The organism is Micromonospora sp. NPDC049359 (genome assembly GCF_044466585.1).
GTDB lineage: Bacteria > Actinomycetota > Actinomycetes > Mycobacteriales > Micromonosporaceae > Micromonospora.
The window spans coordinates 230,534-250,691 of the sequence record NZ_JBITMW010000002.1; the positions used below are offsets into that span (position 1 = coordinate 230,534).

The 20,158-nt window shown below is 71.6% G+C and carries 24 protein-coding genes; 11 read left to right on the forward strand and 13 right to left on the reverse strand.

Annotated elements, in window-relative coordinates; genetic code table 11:
- Window positions 1–6: 6 nt before the first annotated feature.
- Window positions 7–1,839: a glycoside hydrolase family 15 protein gene (locus ACIBTX_RS07285; protein WP_357173418.1), complete on the reverse strand. Its 1,833-nt coding sequence runs from the start codon at window positions 1,837–1,839 to the stop codon at window positions 7–9.
- A 119-nt stretch (window positions 1,840–1,958) separates the two neighbouring features.
- Here ACIBTX_RS07285 and ACIBTX_RS07290 point away from each other — a divergent pair, with 119 nt between their 5' ends.
- Entirely contained in the window at window positions 1,959–2,549 is a 591-nt protein-coding gene (locus ACIBTX_RS07290) for a general stress protein (RefSeq protein WP_357119781.1), read from the forward strand.
- Between the two features lie 120 nt (window positions 2,550–2,669).
- Here ACIBTX_RS07290 and ACIBTX_RS07295 read toward each other — a convergent pair whose 3' ends face one another.
- The 3 genes from ACIBTX_RS07295 to ACIBTX_RS07305 form a co-directional block, all read right to left on the reverse strand.
- On the reverse strand, window positions 2,670–3,230 hold the full coding sequence (locus ACIBTX_RS07295; RefSeq protein WP_396832176.1) for a hypothetical protein: 561 nt from the start codon (window positions 3,228–3,230) through the stop codon (window positions 2,670–2,672).
- Between the two features lie 104 nt (window positions 3,231–3,334).
- Window positions 3,335–3,922, reverse strand: coding sequence for a DUF1684 domain-containing protein (locus ACIBTX_RS07300; protein WP_357120762.1), 588 nt, complete (start codon window positions 3,920–3,922; stop codon window positions 3,335–3,337).
- Window positions 3,919–4,356 (reverse strand): helix-turn-helix domain-containing protein, encoded by a 438-nt coding sequence (locus ACIBTX_RS07305; RefSeq protein WP_357119787.1) that lies wholly within the window; start codon window positions 4,354–4,356, stop codon window positions 3,919–3,921. The genes ACIBTX_RS07300 and ACIBTX_RS07305 overlap by 4 nt, the downstream gene beginning before the upstream one ends.
- Before the next feature lie 61 nt (window positions 4,357–4,417).
- Here ACIBTX_RS07305 and ACIBTX_RS07310 point away from each other — a divergent pair, with 61 nt between their 5' ends.
- Together ACIBTX_RS07310 and ACIBTX_RS07315 are read left to right on the forward strand one after the other, a co-directional pair.
- Window positions 4,418–5,425 (forward strand): hypothetical protein, encoded by a 1,008-nt coding sequence (locus ACIBTX_RS07310; RefSeq protein WP_357173413.1) that lies wholly within the window; start codon window positions 4,418–4,420, stop codon window positions 5,423–5,425.
- Window positions 5,422–5,838, forward strand: coding sequence for a VOC family protein (locus tag ACIBTX_RS07315; RefSeq protein ID WP_357119793.1), 417 nt, complete (start codon window positions 5,422–5,424; stop codon window positions 5,836–5,838). Before ACIBTX_RS07310 ends, ACIBTX_RS07315 begins: the two co-directional genes overlap by 4 nt.
- A gap of 67 nt (window positions 5,839–5,905) precedes the next feature.
- Here the strand turns inward: ACIBTX_RS07315 and ACIBTX_RS07320 are convergent, their stop codons facing one another.
- A complete protein-coding gene (locus ACIBTX_RS07320; RefSeq protein WP_357119796.1) occupies window positions 5,906–6,475 on the reverse strand; it encodes a WHG domain-containing protein in 570 nt (189 codons plus the stop codon).
- 61 nt (window positions 6,476–6,536) lie between these two features.
- Between ACIBTX_RS07320 and ACIBTX_RS07325 the strand changes: the two genes are divergently transcribed.
- Window positions 6,537–7,025 (forward strand): FBP domain-containing protein, encoded by a 489-nt coding sequence (locus tag ACIBTX_RS07325; RefSeq protein ID WP_357119799.1) that lies wholly within the window; start codon window positions 6,537–6,539, stop codon window positions 7,023–7,025.
- Between the two features lie 11 nt (window positions 7,026–7,036).
- Here ACIBTX_RS07325 and ACIBTX_RS07330 read toward each other — a convergent pair whose 3' ends face one another.
- Window positions 7,037–7,753, reverse strand: a complete 717-nt coding sequence (locus ACIBTX_RS07330) for a hypothetical protein (protein ID WP_363660906.1) — start codon at window positions 7,751–7,753, stop codon at window positions 7,037–7,039.
- On the opposite strand from ACIBTX_RS07330, the gene ACIBTX_RS07335 reads away from it, so the two are divergent.
- Window positions 7,720–8,571: a VOC family protein gene (locus ACIBTX_RS07335; protein ID WP_396832177.1), complete on the forward strand. Its 852-nt coding sequence runs from the start codon at window positions 7,720–7,722 to the stop codon at window positions 8,569–8,571. The genes ACIBTX_RS07330 and ACIBTX_RS07335 overlap by 34 nt on opposite strands.
- A 96-nt stretch (window positions 8,572–8,667) precedes the next feature.
- Here ACIBTX_RS07335 and ACIBTX_RS07340 read toward each other — a convergent pair whose 3' ends face one another.
- Both ACIBTX_RS07340 and ACIBTX_RS07345 read right to left on the reverse strand, forming a co-directional pair.
- Window positions 8,668–9,108 carry a carboxymuconolactone decarboxylase family protein gene (locus ACIBTX_RS07340; RefSeq protein ID WP_357119807.1) on the reverse strand — a complete coding sequence of 147 codons (441 nt, stop codon included), beginning with the start codon at window positions 9,106–9,108 and terminating at the stop codon, window positions 8,668–8,670.
- A gap of 65 nt (window positions 9,109–9,173) precedes the next feature.
- Window positions 9,174–9,707, reverse strand: a complete 534-nt coding sequence (locus ACIBTX_RS07345; protein ID WP_357173401.1) for a GNAT family protein — start codon at window positions 9,705–9,707, stop codon at window positions 9,174–9,176.
- A gap of 157 nt (window positions 9,708–9,864) precedes the next feature.
- Here ACIBTX_RS07345 and ACIBTX_RS07350 point away from each other — a divergent pair, with 157 nt between their 5' ends.
- From ACIBTX_RS07350 to ACIBTX_RS07360, 3 genes are all read left to right on the forward strand, one after another.
- Window positions 9,865–10,347 (forward strand): MarR family transcriptional regulator, encoded by a 483-nt coding sequence (locus tag ACIBTX_RS07350; RefSeq protein ID WP_357119813.1) that lies wholly within the window; start codon window positions 9,865–9,867, stop codon window positions 10,345–10,347.
- Between the two features lie 11 nt (window positions 10,348–10,358).
- A complete protein-coding gene (locus ACIBTX_RS07355; RefSeq protein ID WP_396832178.1) occupies window positions 10,359–11,345 on the forward strand; it encodes a pirin family protein in 987 nt (328 codons plus the stop codon).
- 220 nt (window positions 11,346–11,565) lie between these two features.
- A complete protein-coding gene (locus ACIBTX_RS07360; RefSeq protein ID WP_396832179.1) occupies window positions 11,566–11,946 on the forward strand; it encodes a hypothetical protein in 381 nt (126 codons plus the stop codon).
- Between the two features lie 47 nt (window positions 11,947–11,993).
- Here the strand turns inward: ACIBTX_RS07360 and ACIBTX_RS07365 are convergent, their stop codons facing one another.
- The 4 genes from ACIBTX_RS07365 to ACIBTX_RS07380 form a co-directional block, all read right to left on the reverse strand.
- Window positions 11,994–12,152, reverse strand: a complete 159-nt coding sequence (locus ACIBTX_RS07365; RefSeq protein ID WP_396832180.1) for a hypothetical protein — start codon at window positions 12,150–12,152, stop codon at window positions 11,994–11,996.
- Between the two features lie 14 nt (window positions 12,153–12,166).
- Complete coding sequence (locus tag ACIBTX_RS07370; RefSeq protein WP_357119822.1) at window positions 12,167–12,676, reverse strand: MarR family winged helix-turn-helix transcriptional regulator; 510 nt, start codon at window positions 12,674–12,676, stop codon at window positions 12,167–12,169.
- Window positions 12,677–12,678: 2 nt separating this feature from the next.
- On the reverse strand, window positions 12,679–13,536 hold the full coding sequence (locus ACIBTX_RS07375; protein WP_396832181.1) for an MBL fold metallo-hydrolase: 858 nt from the start codon (window positions 13,534–13,536) through the stop codon (window positions 12,679–12,681).
- Window positions 13,537–13,606: 70 nt separating this feature from the next.
- Window positions 13,607–13,735 carry a hypothetical protein gene (locus ACIBTX_RS07380; protein WP_355050233.1) on the reverse strand — a complete coding sequence of 43 codons (129 nt, stop codon included), beginning with the start codon at window positions 13,733–13,735 and terminating at the stop codon, window positions 13,607–13,609.
- 129 nt (window positions 13,736–13,864) lie between these two features.
- On the opposite strand from ACIBTX_RS07380, the gene ACIBTX_RS07385 reads away from it, so the two are divergent.
- Window positions 13,865–15,454: a phospholipase D-like domain-containing protein gene (locus tag ACIBTX_RS07385; protein ID WP_357393208.1), complete on the forward strand. Its 1,590-nt coding sequence runs from the start codon at window positions 13,865–13,867 to the stop codon at window positions 15,452–15,454.
- On the opposite strand, the gene ACIBTX_RS07390 is transcribed toward ACIBTX_RS07385, so the two are convergent.
- Entirely contained in the window at window positions 15,403–16,158 is a 756-nt protein-coding gene (locus ACIBTX_RS07390) for a hypothetical protein (protein ID WP_357119828.1), read from the reverse strand. The two genes, ACIBTX_RS07385 and ACIBTX_RS07390, sit on opposite strands and share 52 nt — an antisense overlap.
- A gap of 379 nt (window positions 16,159–16,537) precedes the next feature.
- Between ACIBTX_RS07390 and ACIBTX_RS07395 the strand changes: the two genes are divergently transcribed.
- Both ACIBTX_RS07395 and ACIBTX_RS07400 read left to right on the forward strand, forming a co-directional pair.
- Window positions 16,538–17,371, forward strand: a complete 834-nt coding sequence (locus ACIBTX_RS07395) for a SigB/SigF/SigG family RNA polymerase sigma factor (protein WP_357119831.1) — start codon at window positions 16,538–16,540, stop codon at window positions 17,369–17,371.
- 150 nt (window positions 17,372–17,521) lie between these two features.
- On the forward strand, window positions 17,522–20,155 hold the full coding sequence (locus tag ACIBTX_RS07400) for an ATP-dependent RNA helicase (RefSeq protein ID WP_396832182.1): 2,634 nt from the start codon (window positions 17,522–17,524) through the stop codon (window positions 20,153–20,155).
- Window positions 20,156–20,158: the final 3 nt, after the last annotated feature.

Below are 20,158 nucleotides of genomic sequence, written 5' to 3' on the forward strand. Positions count from 1 at the left end.
GCGTGCTCAGCGCGACGCCGGGGTGAAGAAGGAGGGCGGCATGCCCAGGCTGCGCAGCGCCGAGTCCTCTTCGACGTCGCTGAGCACACCAGCGGCGTTGATCAGACCGATGTGCGAGAACGCCTGGGGAAAGTTGCCCAACTGCTCCCCGGTCAGCGGGTCGATCTGCTCGGCGAACAGTCCCAGATCGTTGAGTCGCGCCAGTAGCGTCTCGAACAACTCGCGCGCCCGGTCCCGTTCGCCGGCCAGCGCCAGGCAGCAGACCAGCCAGAACGAGCAGATGAGGAACCCCGCCGGGTCGCCGTCCCAGCGTCGCAGCAGGCCGTCGTGGGACAGCTTGTCCTCCACGGCACGGATCGTCGAGCGCATCCGCTCGTCGTCGGCCGGCAGGAACCCCACCAGGGGCATCACCAGCACCGACGCGTCCAGGTCGTCGGATTCATAACTTCCGGTGTACGCCCCGACCCGCTCGCTCCATCCTCGTTCCAGCACCTCGGCACGGACCTTGTCGCGGGCGGCCGCCCAGCGGGCCACGTCCTGCGGCTCCCCGAGTCGGGCGCCGAAGCGGACCGCCCGGTCCAGCGCCGACCAGCAGTGCACCTTCGAGGACACGTGGTGGTGTTCGACCCCGCGCTCCTCCCACATCCCCGCGTCCGGCAGCGGCCAGTCCCGGGCCGCCTTGTCGGCGAGGGACCGCAGCAGGTGGTAGACGTCCGGCTCCAACGGTTCCAGCCGGTCACGCATGAGCCAGGCCGCGTCCATCGCCTCGCCGAAGACGTCGGTCTGGCGCTGCCGCCACGCGTCGTTACCGATCATCACGGGCGGGCTGTCGCGGTAGCCGGCGAGCTGGTCGAGGCGGTGTTCGGTGAGGTCCCGCTCCCCCAGCACCCCGTACATGATGGGCACCGGCTCCTCGTCGATCCGGCCCATCGCCCGGCCGAGCCAGGTGAACTGCCGCTGCACCTCGTCGAAGCAGGCCGTCCGCCAGAGCGCCCGCAGGGTCAGGCTGAAATCACGCACCCAGACGTACCGGTAGTCGTAGTTCCGGTCCCCGCCGAGCTCCTCCGGCAGCGACGTCGTCACGGCGGCGACCACCGCGCCGCTGGGTCGGTACGTCATGCCCTGCACGATCAGCGCGCTGCGTCGCACATGCTCGGCGTAGATCCCCTGGTACTCGTGCTTGCGGACCCAGGAGCGCCACCCCTCGGCCGTGTCGGCGATGGTCCGGTCGGCGTCGGGCACCTGTGGCCGGGGCGAGTCGTAGGTCGGGGCGTACCCGAGGGTGAAGTTGTTCGTCGTGCCGGCGCGGACGGTGAACGCGGCGGCGGCCTCGCCGTCGCCGCAGGTCAGCCGCACGCTGCCGACCAGGGTGAGCCGGCTCGCCCCGCCGACCGCATCCAGGGCGCCGTCCTGCTCGACGAGGAACGGCGTGGTGCGGCCGTACTCGAACCGGGGCCGGTAGTGCACCCGCATCGGCACCTCGCCGGAGAGGCCCCGCACGCTGCGGACCAGCACCTGTGGCGAGCGGTAACCGATGTCGTGCTCGCGCGCGCCGGGTTCCAGGGCGAGCGCGTCGGTCAACTCCACCTCGCCCGCGGCGGTGCGGAAGACGGTCCGCAGGACCAGGGTGTCGTCGAGGTAGCTGCGTTCGACGGTGAAGTCGTCGGTCTCCGGCCGGATCGACCAGTGCCCGGCGTCCTCGCCGATCAGCCGCGCGAACACCGACGGGGCGTCGAACCGACCCGGGCACCACCAGTTCACCGACCCCGCGTGGTCCACCAGAGCCGCGCTGCGGCCGTCCGCGAGGAAGCCGTGGTCGCTGATCTTTGCGGTCTGCACCCGGCTGCCTACCCGGGCCGTCCCCACGCATGCCTCCCGAGCCGCGGCACCCGCCCGCCGGCCCGGCGTTACCACTCGGCACTTGCGGGAAACCGGGCGGCTGACGAGGGAGGATGCTGATGACCTCAGCCCCGGAGCCGACCGCCGCCTGGCGGCCCGGCGCAACCAGTGGTGACGTGCTTCCGTCCGGCCCGGCAGGCCGCCCGTCGACACCCGGCGCGGACGGGCACGGGCCGGAAGGTGGCCCACCCACCGTGACGATCGGCTCGTATCCGGACTATCCGTCCGCGCAGAAGGTGGTCGACTACCTGGCGGACAACCGCTTCCCGGTGGAGCACACCGCCATCGTCGGCACGAACCTGACGCTTGTCGAGACGGTGCTGGGACGGATGACGACGGGCCGCGCGGCCCTGCTCGGCGCCGGCACCGGCGCCTGGTTCGGGCTCTTCATCGGCCTGCTGTTCGGCATCTTCACCGTCGGCAACTGGCTGGCGGTGATCCTGGTCGGACTGGTCATCGGCGCGATCTGGGGCGCCGTGTTCGGCGCGGTCGCGCACGCCATGACCGGCGGGCAGCGCGACTTCACCTCAGCCAGCTCGCTCCGCGCCGGCCAGTACGCGGTAACTGTCGACGCGCAGCTAGCCGACCAGGCGAGGCAGCTCCTGGGCCGCATGCAGATGCCCGGCTCACGCCCGGCAACGACCCGCTGACCCGCTGACCCGTCGACACCCCGCCGCCGATCTTGCACTTTCTGCGCTACCACATTGGCGCAGAGCGGGCATATCAGTGACCGAAAGTGCAAGATCGGCGCGCGCCGGGCGGGGGGTCAGCTAGTAGTCGGTCTTGGCGACCTCGCGGCGACAGACGAGGGCGAGGCTCATGCCCTTCTCGACGTCGCCCGGGTCGTCGGGTGTTCCCCGGTAGCCGTAGCTCGCTCCGTCGGGTGACAGCTCGACGTCCACGCCCTTCGCCCTCAGGCACTTGACCACGGCGTACGTGAAGTCGCGGGCCTTCGGGTTGGCGGGGTCCTCCTCCCAGGGTGGGAGCGGGTTGAGGGGTTCGCACGCCTTGTTGGCGGCCTCCCGGGCGGCGTCGCCGAGCGGGGGCTTGCGCTTCTGCCGGATGGCGATGACGTCGAGCCCGTGCTGCTTGAGGCAGTCGTCGTAGGGCTTCATCTTCGCGGTCCGGTCCGCGTCGGTGTCGTCGAGGCGGAACCTCGGCGCCTCGACGGTCGGCGACGCGCTCCGCGACGGCGACGCGGCGGTCGCCGTCTGGAGGGTGGCGACGTCGGGCTGTTCTTCACCGGTCTTCGCGCCGCCGGGGTCGCATCCGGCGGTCGCCGCCACGATGACGGCCGCGAACACCAGGAACGCCGTGCGCTGCCTCGCCATGCTGTGCCTCTTTCCCGTCGTGTGACCGATTCGGCCCCACCCTGGCGCAGGCATGTCAGGAAGCTGTCAGCTCGGTGTTCGTAACCGGTTCTCCCGCTCGCCGGTCAGTCGTGGTACGCCAACTCGCCGGCGCGCAGCGGGACGTCGACCCGGTTCTCCGACGGCGCGAGGGGGCAGGCCCAACGGTCGTCGTACGCGCAGCTCGGGTTGTAGAGGTAGTTAGCGTCGAGGCGGACGCGGTCGCCGGGCAGCAGCTCGACGCCCCGGCCGAAGGTGCCCTTCACCGTGTCGGTGAGGTAGCGGCCCCCACCGTACGTCTGCTGTCCGCAGGTGCCGTCGCGCAGCGGCACGAACAGTCCGCCCCCGTACGCCTCGATCCACCACAGCGTGAGCGGCCCCCACGACGTCTCGGCCACCGCCACCCGCCGGTACGTCACGACGCCGTCCGGGCCTCCGGTGTCGATGCTCAGCTCACCGCTGGCCGGCCGTAGCGGCGCTTCGACCACGGCCTCCGGGTTGGGTGGGAAGTACCGCACGCCCCGGAAGGCGGGCCGTTCGTCGGGCGGGATGGGGCTCTGCGGGTGGGTGGCGAAGAGGTCGTCGCGGCCGGCGCGGAATCCCGCCAGGTCGACGTCGGACAGGTAGAGCCGGGCCACCCGCTCGCGCCAGTCGGCCAGTTCGAGGTCGGTCAGCATGCGGGGGACTCCTTGTCGAGGGACAGCTCTCCGGACTTCAGGGGCCGGCCGCACGCCTGGCAACGGACCTCGGCGACGAACACCTCGCCACAGACGTCGTGGATGAAGTCGACCTGGGGCACGTCGGCATCGCTGTAGGTGTCGCCCCAGCGCTTGAGCACGAGGATGACCTGACCGAGGTCCCGGCCCTTCTGGGTGAGTTCGTACCCGGCGACCTTGCCGTCCTCGGCGGCACGGGCCTGCAGGATTCCGGTTTCGGCCAGTTTCCGCAGCCGGGCGGCGAGGACGTCCCGGGGTGCGCCGACCGCTCGCAGGATCTCGGTGTACCGCGACGCGCCGAAGGCGAGGGCGCGCACGATGTGCAGCGACCACCTGTCGTTGACCGCGTCGAGCGCCACCGCGAGAGTGTCCCGCTCTGGTTTGGAATTCAAACCGGGGGTGCTACGGTTCATCTGGTTGGACATTCAAACCACACTACCCGAGGAAGCACCCATGACGTCGCCATCCGAGTCACCCACCGAGCGGGAAACGCCCGTCACCACCCAGCGTGCCGCCTGGCTCTCTCTGGTGATCACCGGGCTGATCATCGGTACGGCGTTCATCGCCGTCTACGTCGGGCTGCAACGTGATCCCGCACCGAGCCGCCTGCCGATCGCGGTCGTCGGCGAGCAACTGGCCACCGCCGCCCACGGCGGGTTCGGCGACGCCGTCGCCGTAACCCAGGTCACCAGCGTCGACGACGGTGCCGCCCTGGTCCACGACGGGGACGCCGTCGCGGTTCTCAGCGCGGCCGCGCCCGACAGCCTGCGCCTCGACTACGCCGGCGCGAGCGGGTTCAGCGAGAGCGGTGCCGCCCGGCAACTCGTCGCCGGTCTCGGCAAGCAGGCGGGCATGACCGTCCAGGAGAACGACATCGTCCCGCTGGCGGGCTACGACAGTCGCGGGCTGTCCGCCTTCTACGTGGTCTTCGGGGTCACCCTCTCGTCGTTCGTCCTCGCGCAGGGGCTCACCGCCGCCACCGCGAAGGTGCGCCTGCGCCACCGGCTCTACGCGATGGGCGGGTTCGCGGTCGTGATCGGCGTGGTCGCGGCCACGGTCGCCGGCCCGGTGTACGGCTCACTGACGGCGCCGTTCCCCCTGCTCGCCCTGTCGCTCATCCTGCTGTCGGCGGCCAGCGCCTTCACCACGAAGGCCCTCGGCGCATGGCTCGGGCCGATCGGTATCGCGCTCGCCGTGCTCACCCTCACCACCATCGGTAACGCGACGAGCGGTGCGACGATCGGCGTCGACCTGCTGCCGGGCTGGGCGCAGGCGATCTCGGCGAAGCTTCCGCCGGGCGCGGCCGTCCGCGCGGTGAACAACTTCGGCTACTTCGGCGGCTCGCACACGCTGGTGCCGCTCGCGGTGCTCGCCGCCTGGTTCCTGGCGGGGCTCGGGTTCGTCCTGCTCCGACAGCGGACCGCACCGCGACGTCCGCTCGCCGCCGAGGCCGGCCGATGACCGCCCGGGTGAGCCCGTACCTCAGCTTCGCCGGCAACGCCCGGGAAGCCATGGGGTTCTACCAGTCCGTGTTCGGCGGCGGTCTCCAGATCACCACTTTCGGCGACCTGCACGGACCCGACGACGCGGCGACCGACGATCTGGTCGCGCACGTGATTCTCCGGGGAGCGTCCGGGATCGTGCTGATGGGCTCGGACCGCAAGCCCGGCGACGACGGGACCGGTAGCCCGCCGTCGATCACCCTGGGCGGTGACGACGAAGCGGAACTCACCGGGTACTGGGAGCGGCTCTGCGCGGGCGGCAGCGTCACGGTGCCGTTCGCGCGGTCACCCTGGGGCGCCCGCTACGGCCGGTGCACCGACAGGTTCGGGACCGACTGGCTGGTGAACGTCACGCCGACCTCGACGTCCTGACCGGGGCGCGGAGTCGGGCAGGCGCGGGCGGGCGGGCATGGCGGCCATTGGCGGCCATGCCCGCCCGTCACGGTTGCGGCCAGTTGCGCAGCAGGGCATCAAGAGCATCGAGGGTACGGGCCCAGGAGTCGTCCGTCGGGCGCGGCGTGTGGCGGAAACCGCCGGTACGCTCCAGGCTCACAAATCCGTGGAACGTGCTGTGCATCATCCGGATGGCGTCGGTCTGGTCCGGCTCGGCGAGCCGGTAGCCGCGCAGAATCGCCCGGGTCATCTCCGCGTGCCGGATACCCGCGCTCGCGGCGGCCGTCTCGGGATCGAGGTCGATTTGCATGGCCGCGTACCGGCCCGGGTGCCGCCTCGCATAGTCCCGGTACGCGTTCGCGAAGGCCACCAGCGCGTCCTTGCCGGCCCGGCCGGCGAGCGCGTCGGAGACGTGGTCGGCCAGCTCGGCGAGCGCCAGCAGGGCGATTCGGACGCGCAGGTCGTGCGCGTTCTTGAGGTGGAAGTAGAGGCTCGCGTCCTTCACCCCGAAGTGCCGCGCGAGGGCGGCGACTGTCACGTTCTCCACGCCCACCTCGTCGGCCAGGTCGGCCGCCACCTGGGTCAACCGCTCGACCGTCACGCCGGCACGTGCCACTCGCCACACCCCTCAAACTAGCCTTGTTAATCGGTTGCCTAGGAGAGCTAGGCTACAACCTATGCTAGCCATCACCGAACCCGCCATCCGCGCCTCCTTCGTCAACGTCACGCAGGGCGAGGCGAAGCGGATGGCCGTACCGGTCGATCTGGAGACGTACCCCTGGGACGACCTCGACTTCCTCGGCTGGCGGGACCCCGCCGCGCCGCAGCGGGCGTACCTGGTCGCCGAGACCGACGACGGCCCCGTCGGGGTCGCGCTGCGGGTGGCGCCGCAGCAGACCGGGCGGACACGGCGCAGCATGTGCTCCTTCTGCCTGACCACCCACACCGGCGACGGCGTGTCGCTGATGACCGCGCGCAAGGCGGGCCGCGAGGGCCGGCAGGGCAACTCCGTGGGCGCGTACGTCTGCTCCGACCTGGCCTGCTCGCTCTACGTACGGGGCAAGAAGGAGGCCGGGCGGCGAATCGACGAGACCATCACCCTGACCGAGAAGATCGACCGCACCACCGGCCACCTGGCCGCGTTCCTGCGCCGGGTCACCGAGTAACTGGCGTCCCGCTATGAGCAGTCGCAGAACGCGGTCGCCTGGACGACGTCCGCGACCTTCACGGTGAGCGTCGGCGTCTCCGCGACGAGTCCGACGGCCTCCGCCATGTCGTCGGACCAGACAATGAGGTCATCGGCTCCGGGCGTCGCCCGGACGGCGGAGGTCGTGAGAATCGCCTTGATCTGAAACGTTGCGTTGACGGGCGGCTTTTGAACATAGGCCAGAGCGACCCAGTCTCCACCGGGGACCTCTTTCGTGGAATCCCACTGCACGTAAAACCGCGGCGTGTCTCCTGGGCAACATTCGCGCGCGATCAGCACATACGAATGCAGCCCAGCCGCAGCGCGCGTCCTGCCGCGCACCTCGATGGCGCAGGCGTCTTTCACACACTCCACGGTGGCGCCCTCTGTCGACGTCGGCGTGAGGATCGTGACGGGCGGTGCAGGGCTGGGCGACGGCGCCTGCGCCGGGGCCGACGTCGGGGACACAGCGGCCGGGGGGCGATCGGACTCGGCAGACCTGTCCGACAGAACACTCGGCAGGCCGACGGCGAGCGCCACGATCACCCCGGCAGCGGCAGAGACTGCGGCCACGGCCTCCCACGGCCGCGACGCAGAGCGGGGTTGCCGGCCTTCGCTGCCGCCTGCGGCCGGGGGCGACGTGACTTCGTCGGGGACATCGGCTGAACTGTCAGGTGAAGTACTTTTCTGAGCCTCTTCCTCGTTCACCCCATATCCCCCATACGATCTCAACGCTCGTCGCCAGAATATCGAGAATTCCACTATCGGCGATGGGGTCAATTTACCGGCCGCGCTGGCGTAAACGATATTCGTACTGGGCCCGCAGTCCGCAAACCGGCACCGCCGCCGCGTGCAAGGATGCCTATATGGAGCAGGTGCTGAGCCGGCGGGCGGCCTCGGACGCGATCAGCGACCAGGGATGGCGGTATTTGCTGGGCGCGCTCCGCACATCGGTGCCCGTTGGCTCGCTGGCCGAGGCGGTCGAGGTGGTGGGGCGCCTGGTCGCGGAGTGCGGTGACGACGCGGATGGGCACCTGCGCGCTGATCTGCGGTCGGAACGGGTCGTTTTGACCCTCCAGTCGATGGATCAGGCGGCGCCCACCGCCCGCGACATCGACCTCGCGCATCGGATCTCCGCCACCGTGCGTAACCTCGGGCACCGGACCGAGCCTGAGATCGGTACGGGAGCACCGCGTTCGGTCCAGCTCGTGGAGATCGCTGTCGACGCGCTCGACATCGCGGCGGTGCGGCCGTTCTGGAAGGCCGTCCTGGGCTACGCGGACGAGGCGGGAGCCGACGGTCCCGAGGATCCGATCGTCGACCCGGTGGGGCAGGGTCCGGCGATGTGGTTCCAGCAGATGGATCGGCCACGCACGGACCGGAATCGCATCCACTTCGATGTCTGCGTCCCACACGACGAGGCACCCCGGCGGATCGAGGCCGCGCTGGCGGCCGGCGGCCGACTCGTGTCCGCGTCCCGCGCTCCCGCCTTCTCGCCGACATCGAGGGCAACGAGGCTTGCGTGACGACCTGGCAGGGCCGAGACGGCTCGTAGTTCGGGCTGACCGGCCAGTCTTAGACCCTGGTAAACAAGGTCTCGGCGCCACCAACCTCTGAATGCCTCACTTACCGGGGTCTGAGCGCTCGGCGTTTTCTGCGAAGACCTGGGCCGCGACCTGGTAGCCGTCGAACGCGCGTGCTACGCCAGCGTAGGCCGCGACCTGAAGAAAGACTTCGACGATCTCTTCGTTGGTGGCGCCGGCGTTGAGCGCGATGCGGAGCTGACCACGGAGGGGCTCCAGGACGCCGAGTGTCGCCGCGATGGTGACGGACACCAGTGCCCGCGTCCGTGTATCCAGGTGCTCGGTGCGCGGCCAGACGTCGCCAAATGCGTGCACCGTCGCGATCCGTTTGAAGTCTGCGCCGTTGGCTGGCTCACCAGGCGTGGCGCCAAGAAAACGCTCCAAGCGGAAGCCCAGCAGACGCTCAGCCGTGTCCAGCGCGGCGGCGTACCCCGAGTCTGCCGCCGCAGATGGCGGATGGTTCGTCGTCACGATGTTCACTCTTTCACCCACCAGGACGAAGCAGGCGAGATTCGGCGTTTCGAAGCCCCTTCTACACCAGGCTGTCAGCGGTCGGTGGCCAGGCGGGCGTGCAGGTGCTCGTCGTAGCGGCGGCCGTCGCCGTAGCGGTACGACTCGCGTAGCGTCCCCTCGGCGCGATAGCCGGCCCGGTCGGCGACCCGGCAGGACGCCGGGTTGGCGACGGCATGGCACAGCTCGATCCGGTGCAGCCGGAGGTCGTCGAACGCCCACGCGGTGAGCCGGGCGACGGCCCGCGTCGCGACACCGCGCCCGCGCGCCGCCGGCATCGTCCAGTACCCGATCGAGGCGTCGCCGTGCCGGATGTGGTGCAGCGACACCGAGCCGAGCAGTTCGCCGTCACCGGCGTCGGTCACCGCCAGCGAGGCGTGGTCACCGGCCGACCAGTCAGCCCGGCGACGTACCCAGAGCAGGGCCACCTGGTCGTCGATCGGGCCGTCGCCCTGCGGGTTCCACTGGGCGATGGCCGGGTCGCGCAGGGCGTCGAGCACCGCCGGGGCGTCCGCGTCCCGCCAGGGACGCAACAGCAGGTCGTCGGCGGCGAGCTCCACGTGTTCCACGAGGCCGGAGTCTGACACACTCCGCGCCGGTCCCGCTGCCGGCTTACCCACGACCTTCTTCAAAGCTGTACGAAGCGAGCCTGCAACCAGACAGACGTGACGCAGACAACCCTGAAAACCACTAGTTAAATTTTTAACTAGTGCTAGTGTCGTGGTCGTGACAGAGAGCCTGGACAGCACCCGAGCGGCCGCCTGGCGCGCCTACATCGAGGCCAGTCAGCGCCTGTTCACCCGGATGGAAGACGACCTGCGGGCCGACAGCGATCTCAGCTTCGCCGACTACCACGTGCTGGTCCTGCTCTCCGAAGCGCCGGGGCAACGGCTGCGGATGGGCGAGCTGGCCGGCCGTTTGGTCTTCTCCCCCAGCCGCCTCACGTACCAGATCTCCTCGATGCAGCGGCGCGGCCTGGTCAGCAAGGAGCCCTGCCCGGACGATCGGCGCGGCAGCGAAGCCGTGCTCACCGCCGCCGGGCTGCTCACCCTGACCGAGGCCGCACCCCACCACCTGGCGTCGGTGCGTACCCATCTGATGGACGACCTCGACGACGCCGAGGTCGCCTGCCTCACCCGGATCTTCGACCGGCTCGGCCGCCGCCTGCGGGCGGCCGGGACCACGTCGGACACCCACGCCACACGCTAAGGAGCCCCGCGATGCCCGCGATCACCGTTGACAACGTCCTCGTTCTGCCCCGCCTGCCCAAGCTTCACAAGGCCACCACGATCCGCAAGGTCCGCAAGGTGACCACCGCGCCCAGCGGCTTCGAGGGCGAGGGCTTCCCGGTCCGCCGGGCCTTCGCCGGGGTGTCGACGACCGACCTGGACCCGTTCATCCACCTCGACCAGATGGGCGAGGTCGACTACGCGCCGGGTGAGCCGAAGGGCACCCCGTGGCATCCGCACCGCGGCTTCGAGACCGTCACGTACATCATCGACGGCGTCTTCGACCACCAGGACTCGCAGGGCGGCGGCGGCACCATCACCGACGGCGACACCCAGTGGATGACGGCCGGCAGTGGCCTGCTGCACATCGAGGCCCCGCCGGAGCACCTGGTGATGAGCGGCGGCCTCTTTCACGGCACGCAGCTCTGGGTGAACCTGCCCCGCAAGGCCAAGATGAACCCGCCCCAGTACCAGGACATCCGGGGCCGGGAGTCGGCGCTGCTCACCACCGAGGACGGCGGCGCGCTCGTCCGGGTCATCGCCGGTGAGATCGCCGGGCACAAGGGGCCGGGCTCCACGTTCACGCCGATCACCATCAGCCACGTCACCGTTCAGCCCGGCGCGCAGGTCGACCTGCCCTGGAACCCCAACTTCAACGCCCTGGTGTACGTCCTCGGCGGGCGCGGCACCGTCGGCGCCGAGCGCCGGCCGGTCCACACCGGCCAGCTCGCGGTGCACGGGCCGGGCAACGCGCTGCGCTTCAGCGCGAACGCCACGCAGGACAGCAACACCCCGGCGCTCGACCTCTACATCATGGGCGGTCAGCCCATCCGCGAGCCGGTGGCGCAGTACGGCCCGTTCGTCATGAACACCCGCGACGAACTGCTCCAGGCCTTCGAGGACTTCAAGGCCGGCCGACTCGGCGTCATCCCCACCGAGCGCATCCCGCACACCAACGGCCAGGGCCCGCGTCCCTGACCCACGCGAAAGGCCCCCGGTTCGCGCCGGGGGCCTTTCGCGTTTGCTGGATGCAGCCACCAGCGAGATCTTGGACCGTTTCCTGCGGCATGATCGACTCGACTTCGCCGATCTGGGGGTATCAACCGGCCTCAGATACCCCGACTTCGGCGATCTCGTGTGGATCACCGCCCGGACATGCCTCCGCAGGACGCCGCAGCACGCCACGTAGTCTTCGACAGTGGACACAACGGCCCTCACACCCCGCGTGCTGGTGATCGGGTTGGATCCGTATCGGGTGCCGGGACCGTGGGACCCCAAGCCGGTCGCGGACGGGATCGAGGCCGGGCGGGCCCGATTTGTCGAGCACAACGTGGGGGCGGAGTTCTGCCTGTTCGGCCTCGACGGCAGCGACGATGTGAAGGCGGTCGTCACCACTGCCCTTCGCGCCCGGCCGTGGGAATGCGTCGTCATTGGTGGCGGGGTTCGCAATCAGCCGGAACTGTTCGAGCTGGTGGTCAACCTGGTGCATCGCCATGCGCCCGAGGCGGCGATCGCATTCAACGCCACCCCGATGGACACATTCGACGCGGCCGCTCGCTGGGTTGAGGTGCCCGGCTGATCGCTGAAGAAGCCAGGACTTGGCCACCGGCGCTTTGGTGGAGCCCGCTAGTGAGGTGACGCCATGCCCGGCATATCGGGGCCGGACTGCTGCCAGACGGCGGTGACCGCGCCGGCTCGCGCCGCCACCATGCTCTGGGCTTCGTCCTCCGGCCCGGCGAGGTTGCGGGCGTACCCGAGGCGGCCGGCGGTGCTGCGGCCGGCCACGTCTGGGGAAGCGTTCAGATGCACGATCCCGGGTCTTCGGCCGAGCCGATGATCAAGTAGAGGGCCCGTCGTAGCTGTGCGACCTCGGCCGCCGGGATGGGCCGGACCGCGTCGGCCTCCCGGGCCTCGGTGCCGGCGGCGATGGCCGCCCGCACCGCGTCGCCCTTCGGGGTGATGGCGACGATGCGGGCCCGCCGGTCTCGCGGGTTGACGCGTCGTGAGACGAGTTCCATGCGCTCGAGCCGGTCGATCTCAGCGGTGAGAGTCGTCTTGTCCATCCCGAGGGCTTGCCCGAGTTCGACCTGGGTGAGATCGGCGCTCTTGTGCAGAGCGCTGAGGACGATGTGGTCGCGCAGCGTCAGTCCGTGGCGTTCTGCTTCCGCGCCGACGAGTGCGTGCATCCGCTGGGCCGCCCGGTGCAGCAGCCACGTGAGCTCGGAGTCGGGCCCCGGCCCCAGAGTGGGGCGCTGCGGTGCCTCGTCGTCGATCGTCGGACCGGGGCGGCTCGCGGGTGAGGCAGGCATGGTCACAGTGTCCCGGCCGGGAACCGGGACGGCAGGAGCGGGATGGTGTCGTAGGCGGCGACATCGTGTGCCGGAACGACCTGCAACACGCGGCTGAGGGCGATGCTGCGCCGCAGGCCGACCCGGACCGTCTTGGCGTCGACGTCGGCGACGCGGCGCAGCAACCACGGGCGCTCCGCACCACGGGAGATGCCGTCCATCTGCCAGGTGAGGTCGCCGATGAACGCATACCGGTTCCCGGCGGGCAGCGTGACGAACACGACGACGGAACCCGAGGTGTGCCCCGCGGCGAGGGCCACGATCACCGAGCCGTCTCCGTAGACGTCGAAGCTCGCCGGAAAGCCGAGATACTCCGGGCCGTCGAAGGCGTACTCCCGGATCTCCAGGCCTTGCGACACCGCGCGGAAGACCCTGCCGTGCGAGTCGTCGGCGCCGTAGCGGATCTCGGCCTCGTTGATCCACACCGGCACCCGCAGGGAGTCCAGGCCGCTGACGTGATCCCAGTGCACGTGCGTGACGAGCACGCCCAGCAGCCGGGACCGGTCATAGCCCGCCGCGTCGAGTTGCTGCGCCACGGTCCGGCCGAGCCGGTGGGGAGCACGCTCCACGCGCGCGAGCATCGTGATGTGCTCCGCCACGTGCTCGCCGAACCCGGCGTCGATGAGCAGGTCGCCCTTCGGGTGAGCGATAAGCACGGCGGTGGCCGCGAAATCCCGCTTGTCCCGGATGGACCCTCCGGTCACGGCGAACGCCGCTCGCGTCGTGTAGGCGCCGGTGGGCAGACGGTACAGCGCCAGGTCCGCTGGCGGAGTCGCCTCGGGCAGCGGGCCCGTCCAGTACGAGGAAGGTGAGATGACCACGCCCGAAACCGTACGACCCAGGAACATCCGAGTCAAGAACGTCCGAGCTAGGAGGACCCGCAGCGCCGTCCTACGAGACCGCGAAGATTCCCGCGACGCCCAGGATCACCATCACCAAGACCGCTACCAGCGCCCCCCGTTCGCTCTCCACCGCCGGCTCGCGGTACTCGTTCACGGGGTTCGTCGTTTCGCGGGGCATGGTGTGGCCTCCTTGGCTGTTGTCGCTGCTCGCGTGGCGTCATCCAGGTCACCGGTCGGGCGGCCTGGCATGCGGACCCGCGTCGGGGGTCCTACCGTGAGGACGTTGTCGACCTCCGGAGGGCTGGACGTGCCGTTGCAGGAGTGGTTCCTCACCGCGCAGGAACGCGCCAACCCGGTCTCTGGGTTACCCGTCTGGACCAGGGGAAACCTCGCCGAGCCGTTGATTCACGGTGCGGCGTACTTCGACCGGCTGGTCGAGGAGGTGGAGGCGTTGACCGCCGGTGACCACCTCTTCTTCACCGACTGGCGGGGTGACCCGGACCAGCGGCTGCGCCCGGACGGGCCCACCGTGGCGCAGCTCTTCGCCCAGGCCGCCCAGCGCGGCGTGGTGGTCAAGGGCCTGATCTGGCGCTCACACCTGGACGTGCTGGCCTACAGCGAGGCGGAGAACCGCAACCTCAGCGAGACGGTCTCGGCGGCCGGCGGTGAGGTGCTGCTGGACCAGCGGGTGCGCCGGGGCGGCTCGCACCACCAGAAGCTGGTGGTGCTGCGGCACGTCGACGCCCCGGAGCGGGACATCGCCTTCGCCGGTGGCATCGACCTGTGCCACAGTCGCCGCGACGACGCCGCGCACGGCGGCGACCCCCAGCCGGTGCAGATGTCCTCCCGGTACGGCCCGAACCCGCCCTGGCACGACGTGCAGCTCGCGGTGCGCGGGCCGGTGGTCGGCGCGCTGGACACCCTCTTCCGGGAGCGCTGGACCGACCCGATGCCGTTGGACTCGGAGAACCCGGTGGCGTACGCCCGGGACCGGCTGCGCGGCGCGGACCTGCGACCGGACCCGCTGCCCGACCAGCCCGCCGACCCGCCCGAGTGCGGGCCGCACCAGATCCAGGTGCTGCGCACCTACCCCGCCGTGCGGCCGCGCTACTCGTTCGCCCCGGACGGCGAGCGGACCGTTGCCCGGGGCTACACCAAGGCGGTACAACGGGCCCGCCGCCTCATCTACCTGGAGGACCAGTACCTCTGGTCGACCGAGGTGGCGAACCTGTTCGCCCAGGCGCTGCGGGAGAACCCGGAGCTGCACCTGGTCGCCGTGGTGCCCCGGCACCCGGACGTGGACGGCCGGCTCGCCCTGCCGCCCAACATGGTCGGCCGCGAGCAGGCGCTGTCGCTGTGCGAGCGCGCCGCGCCCGATCGGGTGCACGTGTTCGACGTGGAGAACCACGCCGGCACCCCGGTCTACGTCCACGCGAAGGTCTGCGTGGTCGACGACGTGTGGGCCAGCGTCGGCAGCGACAACTTCAACCGCCGCTCCTGGACCCACGACAGCGAGCTGTCCTGCGCCGTACTCGACGACACGCGCGACGAGCGGACGCCCACCGACCCGGCGGGCCTCGGCGACGGGGCCCGCGCCTACGCCCGGGACCTGCGGCTGCGGCTCTGGCGCGAGCACCTGGACCGCGACCCCGACGGCGCCGACGACGCCGACCTGATCGACCCGGCCGACGCCGTCGCGGCCATCACGGCCGCGGCCGACGAACTGCAACGGTGGTACGACGGCGGCCAGGTCGGCGAGCGTCCGCCCGGCCGGCTGCGCCCGCACCGCCCGGAGCGGCTGCCCTGGTTCACGCGAGCCTGGGCGCTGCCGGTGTACCGGCTGGTCTACGACCCCGACGGCAGGCCGCTGCGCGCGAGGCTGGCCGGCACCTGGTGAGCCGGCCGGGCCGGCTCGGGCAGGCCAGCCCCGCCCGGGTGCACGCTGAGCCCTCCCGGGTAGGCGAACGACGAGCGCGGTGAGAAGTAGCCGAAGCCGATGATCAGCGGGTTGGCGGGGCGCAGCGCGTACATCGGGTGTCGGGGCTGCAGGAACTCCACCGACTCGATCTCGAACGGCGTGACCGGCTCGGCCACGTACGGGTAGACCGAGCTGAGCAGTTGACCGTCACGCTGGGTGAAGTAGCGGTGGTGCCCGCTGCTGATCACGTGCCCGGTCTGCCCGACCCGACACCGGGCGCGGATCAGCGGCACCCCGTCCGCCTCGGTCTCGGATTGCAGCGCCTCGCCGTTGAGCTTGATCGTGGTCAGGCCGGCCAGCACGGGAGCGCCGCGCGCGGTGGCGTACTCGCGGACGATTCGACTGGAGGCCACGTAGTGGGTCCACCAGCCGCCGGGGCTGAGCCCGCCGGGAGCGTCCACGCCGGCCAGCGAGACACCGATGTACGTCAGCGAGTAAGCGCCGAAGCCGGAGGTCTGCGTCTCGTCCTCGACGACGTACTGGTTGAGGAACACCTGTCGGTCGGCACGGGGGCACAGCCCGGTGGGCACCAGGGCGGCGACCGCGTCGGGGTCCGCCGGCAACCAGCTGAAGTAGAGGGTGTGGCTGTTCACGACGAGCTGGGGAGCGGTTGGATCTAGCACGGTGCCTCCGAACCGGGTGTCTACTCCGCGACGCTACGGCCGGTCCCGCCGACGGGACAACGACGGATAGTCGACACACCTGCCCGGTTGTCGGATTTCATGTTGACCGGTCGGTGGAGGCTCCTGGACCGACCGGTCGGACCCGCCGGGTTGATCGGACACCGCAGGATCGCCCCGAAAACGGGTAAGGGACTTCGCCACCTGCGCGATCGTCGCCGCTTATGGGCGTTTTGTGGGTCGACACACCTTAAGTACATCAACCTTTCGGCTAGCTTTCCGGGAGCCGATCAGGTTAAGGTGACTCCCGAACGGCCCAACTGAAGCTAAACCAAAGCGCCACCTTATTTTTGTCCGCGGACGAGGTGCAGGGAGGACCACCATGACCGCGTCAACGATCACCGAGCAGGCGAGCACCACGGTTACCGAGCAGAAGAGCACCACCAAGCTGGACCCGCGCGCACTCACCGACAGCGCCGCCGATCTCCTCAACGCGATGGCCGCGCTGCCCGCCAACCACCCGTCGCGCGCCGCCTTGCGGGACCGCGCGATCGAGGCCTGGCTGCCGCTGGCCAACCACCTGGCCCACCGCTACAGCGGGCGGGGCGAGCCGACCGACGACCTGGCGCAGACCGCCGCCGTCGGCCTGATCAAGGCCATCGACAAGTTCGACCCGTCGCGCGGCGTCGACTTCGCCGGTTACGCGATCCCCACCATCATCGGCGAGCTCAAGCGCCACTTCCGCGACCGCACCTGGGACATCCGGGTTCCCCGTCGTCTCCAGGAGCTGCGGCTCGCCATCTCCGACGCCAACAGCTCGCTGCTGCAGACCCTCGGCCGTTCGCCGACGGTCGCCGACATCGCCGCCCACCTCAAGATCACCGAGGAAGAGGTCCTGGAGGGCCTGGAAGGCGCCCGCGCGTACAACGCGGTGTCGCTGTCCACGCCGACCGGCGACGGTGACCGGGCCACCGAGCTGGGCGACATGCTCGGCGGCGAGGACAACGAGTTCGAGCTGGCCGAGCTGCGGGTCGCCCTCGGCCCGGCGCTCGCCACGCTCGACGAGCGGGAGCAGAAGATCCTGACCCTGCGGTTCTACGGCAACCTGACCCAGTCGCAGATCGCCGACCAGATCGGCGTCTCGCAGATGCACGTCTCCCGACTGCTCGCTCGGGCGCTGACCAAGCTGCGGGGCCAGCTCGACGGCACCTACTAGGGGCTTCACGATCGAGGGTCGGGTCAGCGTTGCCCCGGTCCTCGATCGTGTGAACACCGGCCGGGTCGTTTCCCTTCGGGGCGGCGACCCGGCCGTTCGCGTTGGTGGCGGGCCCGTCGAGCCCGCCGGGGCCCGGTGCGAGACTGGGCCGTGCTCTCCGACGTGACCCTGGACCTGCCGGTCCGTCCCACCCTGCCGGCGGTGCTCACCGCGCTCGACGCGGCCGGCGCGGCGGTTCTGGTCGCGCCGCCGGGCACCGGCAAGACCACCCTCGCGCCGCTGGCGGTGGCCGACCGGGTCGACGGCCGGGTGGTGATCGCCCAGCCCCGCCGGGTGGCGGCGCGCGCCGCGGCGCGGCGGATGGCCGACCTGCTGGGCGAGCGCGTCGGCGACCGGGTCGGTTACGCCGTACGCGGCGAGCGGCGGGTGTCCCCGGCCACCCGGATCGAGGTGGTCACCACCGGCCTGCTGGTCCGCCGGCTGCACCACGACCCGGAGTTGCCCGGCACGGGCGCGGTACTGCTCGACGAGTGCCACGAGCGGCAGCTCGACGCCGACCTGGCGCTTGCCTTCACGGTGGAGGCCCGGGCCACGCTCCGGCCCGACCTGTGGCTCCTCGCCATGTCCGCCACGCCGGACACCGACCGGTTCGCCGCGCTACTCGGCGGGGCCACCCCCGCCCCGGTGGTCCGGGCCGAGTCGGCGCTGCACCCGGTGCGGCGGATCTGGACGCCGCCGCCCCGGCCCGTCGCGCCGCCCGGGGCCGGCCCGGTCGACCGCGCGCTGCTCGACCAGGTGGCCGCCACCGTCCGCCGGGCGCTGCGCGAGCAGGCCGGCGACGTGCTGGTCTTCCTGCCCGGGGCCGGTGAGATCGCGTCGGTCGCCGGGCGGCTCGCCGACCTGCGGGACACCGTCGCGCTGCTGCCGTTGCACGGCCGTCAGCGCGGGGCCGAGCAGGACGCGGCGCTGCGCCCCCGGACCGACGACCGGCGTCGCGTGGTGCTGTCCACCGCGCTCGCCGAGACCAGCCTCACCGTGCCGGGCGTACGGACGGTGGTGGACGCCGGGCTGTCCCGGGTGCCCCGCATCGACCTGGCCCGGGGACTGGGCGCGTTGGTCACCGTGCCGGTCTCCCGGGCCGCCGCCACCCAGCGGGCCGGCCGGGCCGGCCGCGAGGCGCCCGGATGCGTCTACCGCTGCTGGTCGGAGGCCACCCACGAGCGGCTGCCCGCCCGGCCGGAGCCGGAGATCGCCACCGCCGACCTGACCGGGTTCGCGTTGGAGCTGGCCGCCTGGGGCAGCCCGGATGGCGTCGGACTCGCGCTGCCCGACGCGCCACCGGCCGCGGCGATGACCGTCGCCCGGGACACCCTCGAAACACTTGGCGCGGTCGACGCGACGGGTCGGATCACCGGGCGGGGACGGGCGATCGCCTCCGCCGGTGCGCACCCCCGGCTGGCCCGGGCGCTGCTCGACGCCGCCGACCGGGTCGGCGGCGACCGGGCGGCCGAGGTGGTCGCCCTCCTCGCCGAGGAGAGCGCGGCCGGCCCCGGCGACGACCTGGTGGCCGGCTGGCGTCGGTTGCGCGCCGGCGTCGACGCGGGGGCCACCGCCCGCTGGCGGGCCGAGGTACGCCGCCTGCGCGCCGCCCTGCCCGCCGGCTCCCCCGACGGCGACCATGCCGGTTCTGGACGTGTCCGGGCAACCGCCGCGCCCGGCACCGCACCGCCGACCGGTAGCGCGTCACCGACCGGTGCCGCCGCGACTTCTCGGCCCGGCGTACCCGCTGACCGCGAGCGGCTGACCGATGACCTCGCCGCCGGGCTGGTCGTCGGTCTGGCGTACCCCGAGCGGTTGGCCCGGGTGCGGCGGCCGGGCGGATCGTCGTACCTCATGACGGGCGGGACCGCCGCGGAGCTGGCGGCCGGTTCGGGCCTGGCCGGCGCCGACTGGCTGGCGGTGGCGGTCGCGGACCGCCGCCCCGGCGCGCCCTCGGCGCGGATCCGCCGCGCCACCGGCCTGGACGAGGCGACCGCCCGGGAGGCGGCGGGCCCCCTGCTGTCCACGCGCCGGGAGGTCGGCTGGTCCGACGGGGACGTGGTGGCCCGGGAGGTGACCCGACTGGGCGCGATCGAACTGGTGACGCGGCGGCTGGACCGTCCGGACCCGGCGGAGATCACGGCGGCGCTGCTCACCGGCCTGCGTCAGGAGGGCCTGGGACTGCTGCCGTGGACCCCGGCGGCGCGGGGGCTGCGCGAGCGGATGGCGTTCTGCCGGCTGCACCTCGACGCCGAGTGGCCCGACGTCGACGACGAGGCGCTGCTCGCCGCCGCCCCGACCTGGCTGGGGCCGGAGCTGGCCGCCGGCCGGCGGCGGGCCGACCTGAGCCGGGTCGACGTGACCTCGGCCCTGCGTCGGCTGCTGCCCTGGGCGCAGGCCGCGCGCCTGGACGAGTTCGCGCCCGAGCGCATCGAGGTGCCCAGCGGCTCACGTATCCGCGTCGACTACGCCGACCCGGCCGCGCCGGTGCTCGCGGTCAAGCTCCAGGAGACGTTCGGCTGGCCGGTGGCCCCACGCATCGCCGGTGGCCGGGTGCCGGTGCTGCTGCACCTGCTCTCCCCCGCCGGCCGGCCGGTGGCGGTCACCGCGGACCTCGCGTCGTTCTGGCGTACCGGCTATCCGCAGGTCCGCGCCGAGCTACGCGGTCGCTATCCGCGTCATCCGTGGCCCGAAGACCCGGACACGGCGACGCCCACCCGGCGGGCCGCGCCGCGACGACGCTGAGCA

Coding starts and splice junctions, on each gene's coding strand:
- ACIBTX_RS07395 (WP_357119831.1), top strand. CDS start 16,538: ATGACCGCGTCAACGATCACCGAGCAGGCGAGCACCACGGTTACCGAG.
- ACIBTX_RS07370 (WP_357119822.1), bottom strand. CDS start 12,676: ATGCCTGCCTCACCCGCGAGCCGCCCCGGTCCGACGATCGACGACGAG.
- ACIBTX_RS07310 (WP_357173413.1), top strand. CDS start 4,418: ATGACGTCGCCATCCGAGTCACCCACCGAGCGGGAAACGCCCGTCACC.
- ACIBTX_RS07325 (WP_357119799.1), top strand. CDS start 6,537: ATGCTAGCCATCACCGAACCCGCCATCCGCGCCTCCTTCGTCAACGTC.
- ACIBTX_RS07290 (WP_357119781.1), top strand. CDS start 1,959: ATGACCTCAGCCCCGGAGCCGACCGCCGCCTGGCGGCCCGGCGCAACC.
- ACIBTX_RS07380 (WP_355050233.1), bottom strand. CDS start 13,735: ATGCCCCGCGAAACGACGAACCCCGTGAACGAGTACCGCGAGCCGGCG.
- ACIBTX_RS07295 (WP_396832176.1), bottom strand. CDS start 3,230: ATGGCGAGGCAGCGCACGGCGTTCCTGGTGTTCGCGGCCGTCATCGTG.
- ACIBTX_RS07355 (WP_396832178.1), top strand. CDS start 10,359: ATGCCCGCGATCACCGTTGACAACGTCCTCGTTCTGCCCCGCCTGCCC.
- ACIBTX_RS07315 (WP_357119793.1), top strand. CDS start 5,422: ATGACCGCCCGGGTGAGCCCGTACCTCAGCTTCGCCGGCAACGCCCGG.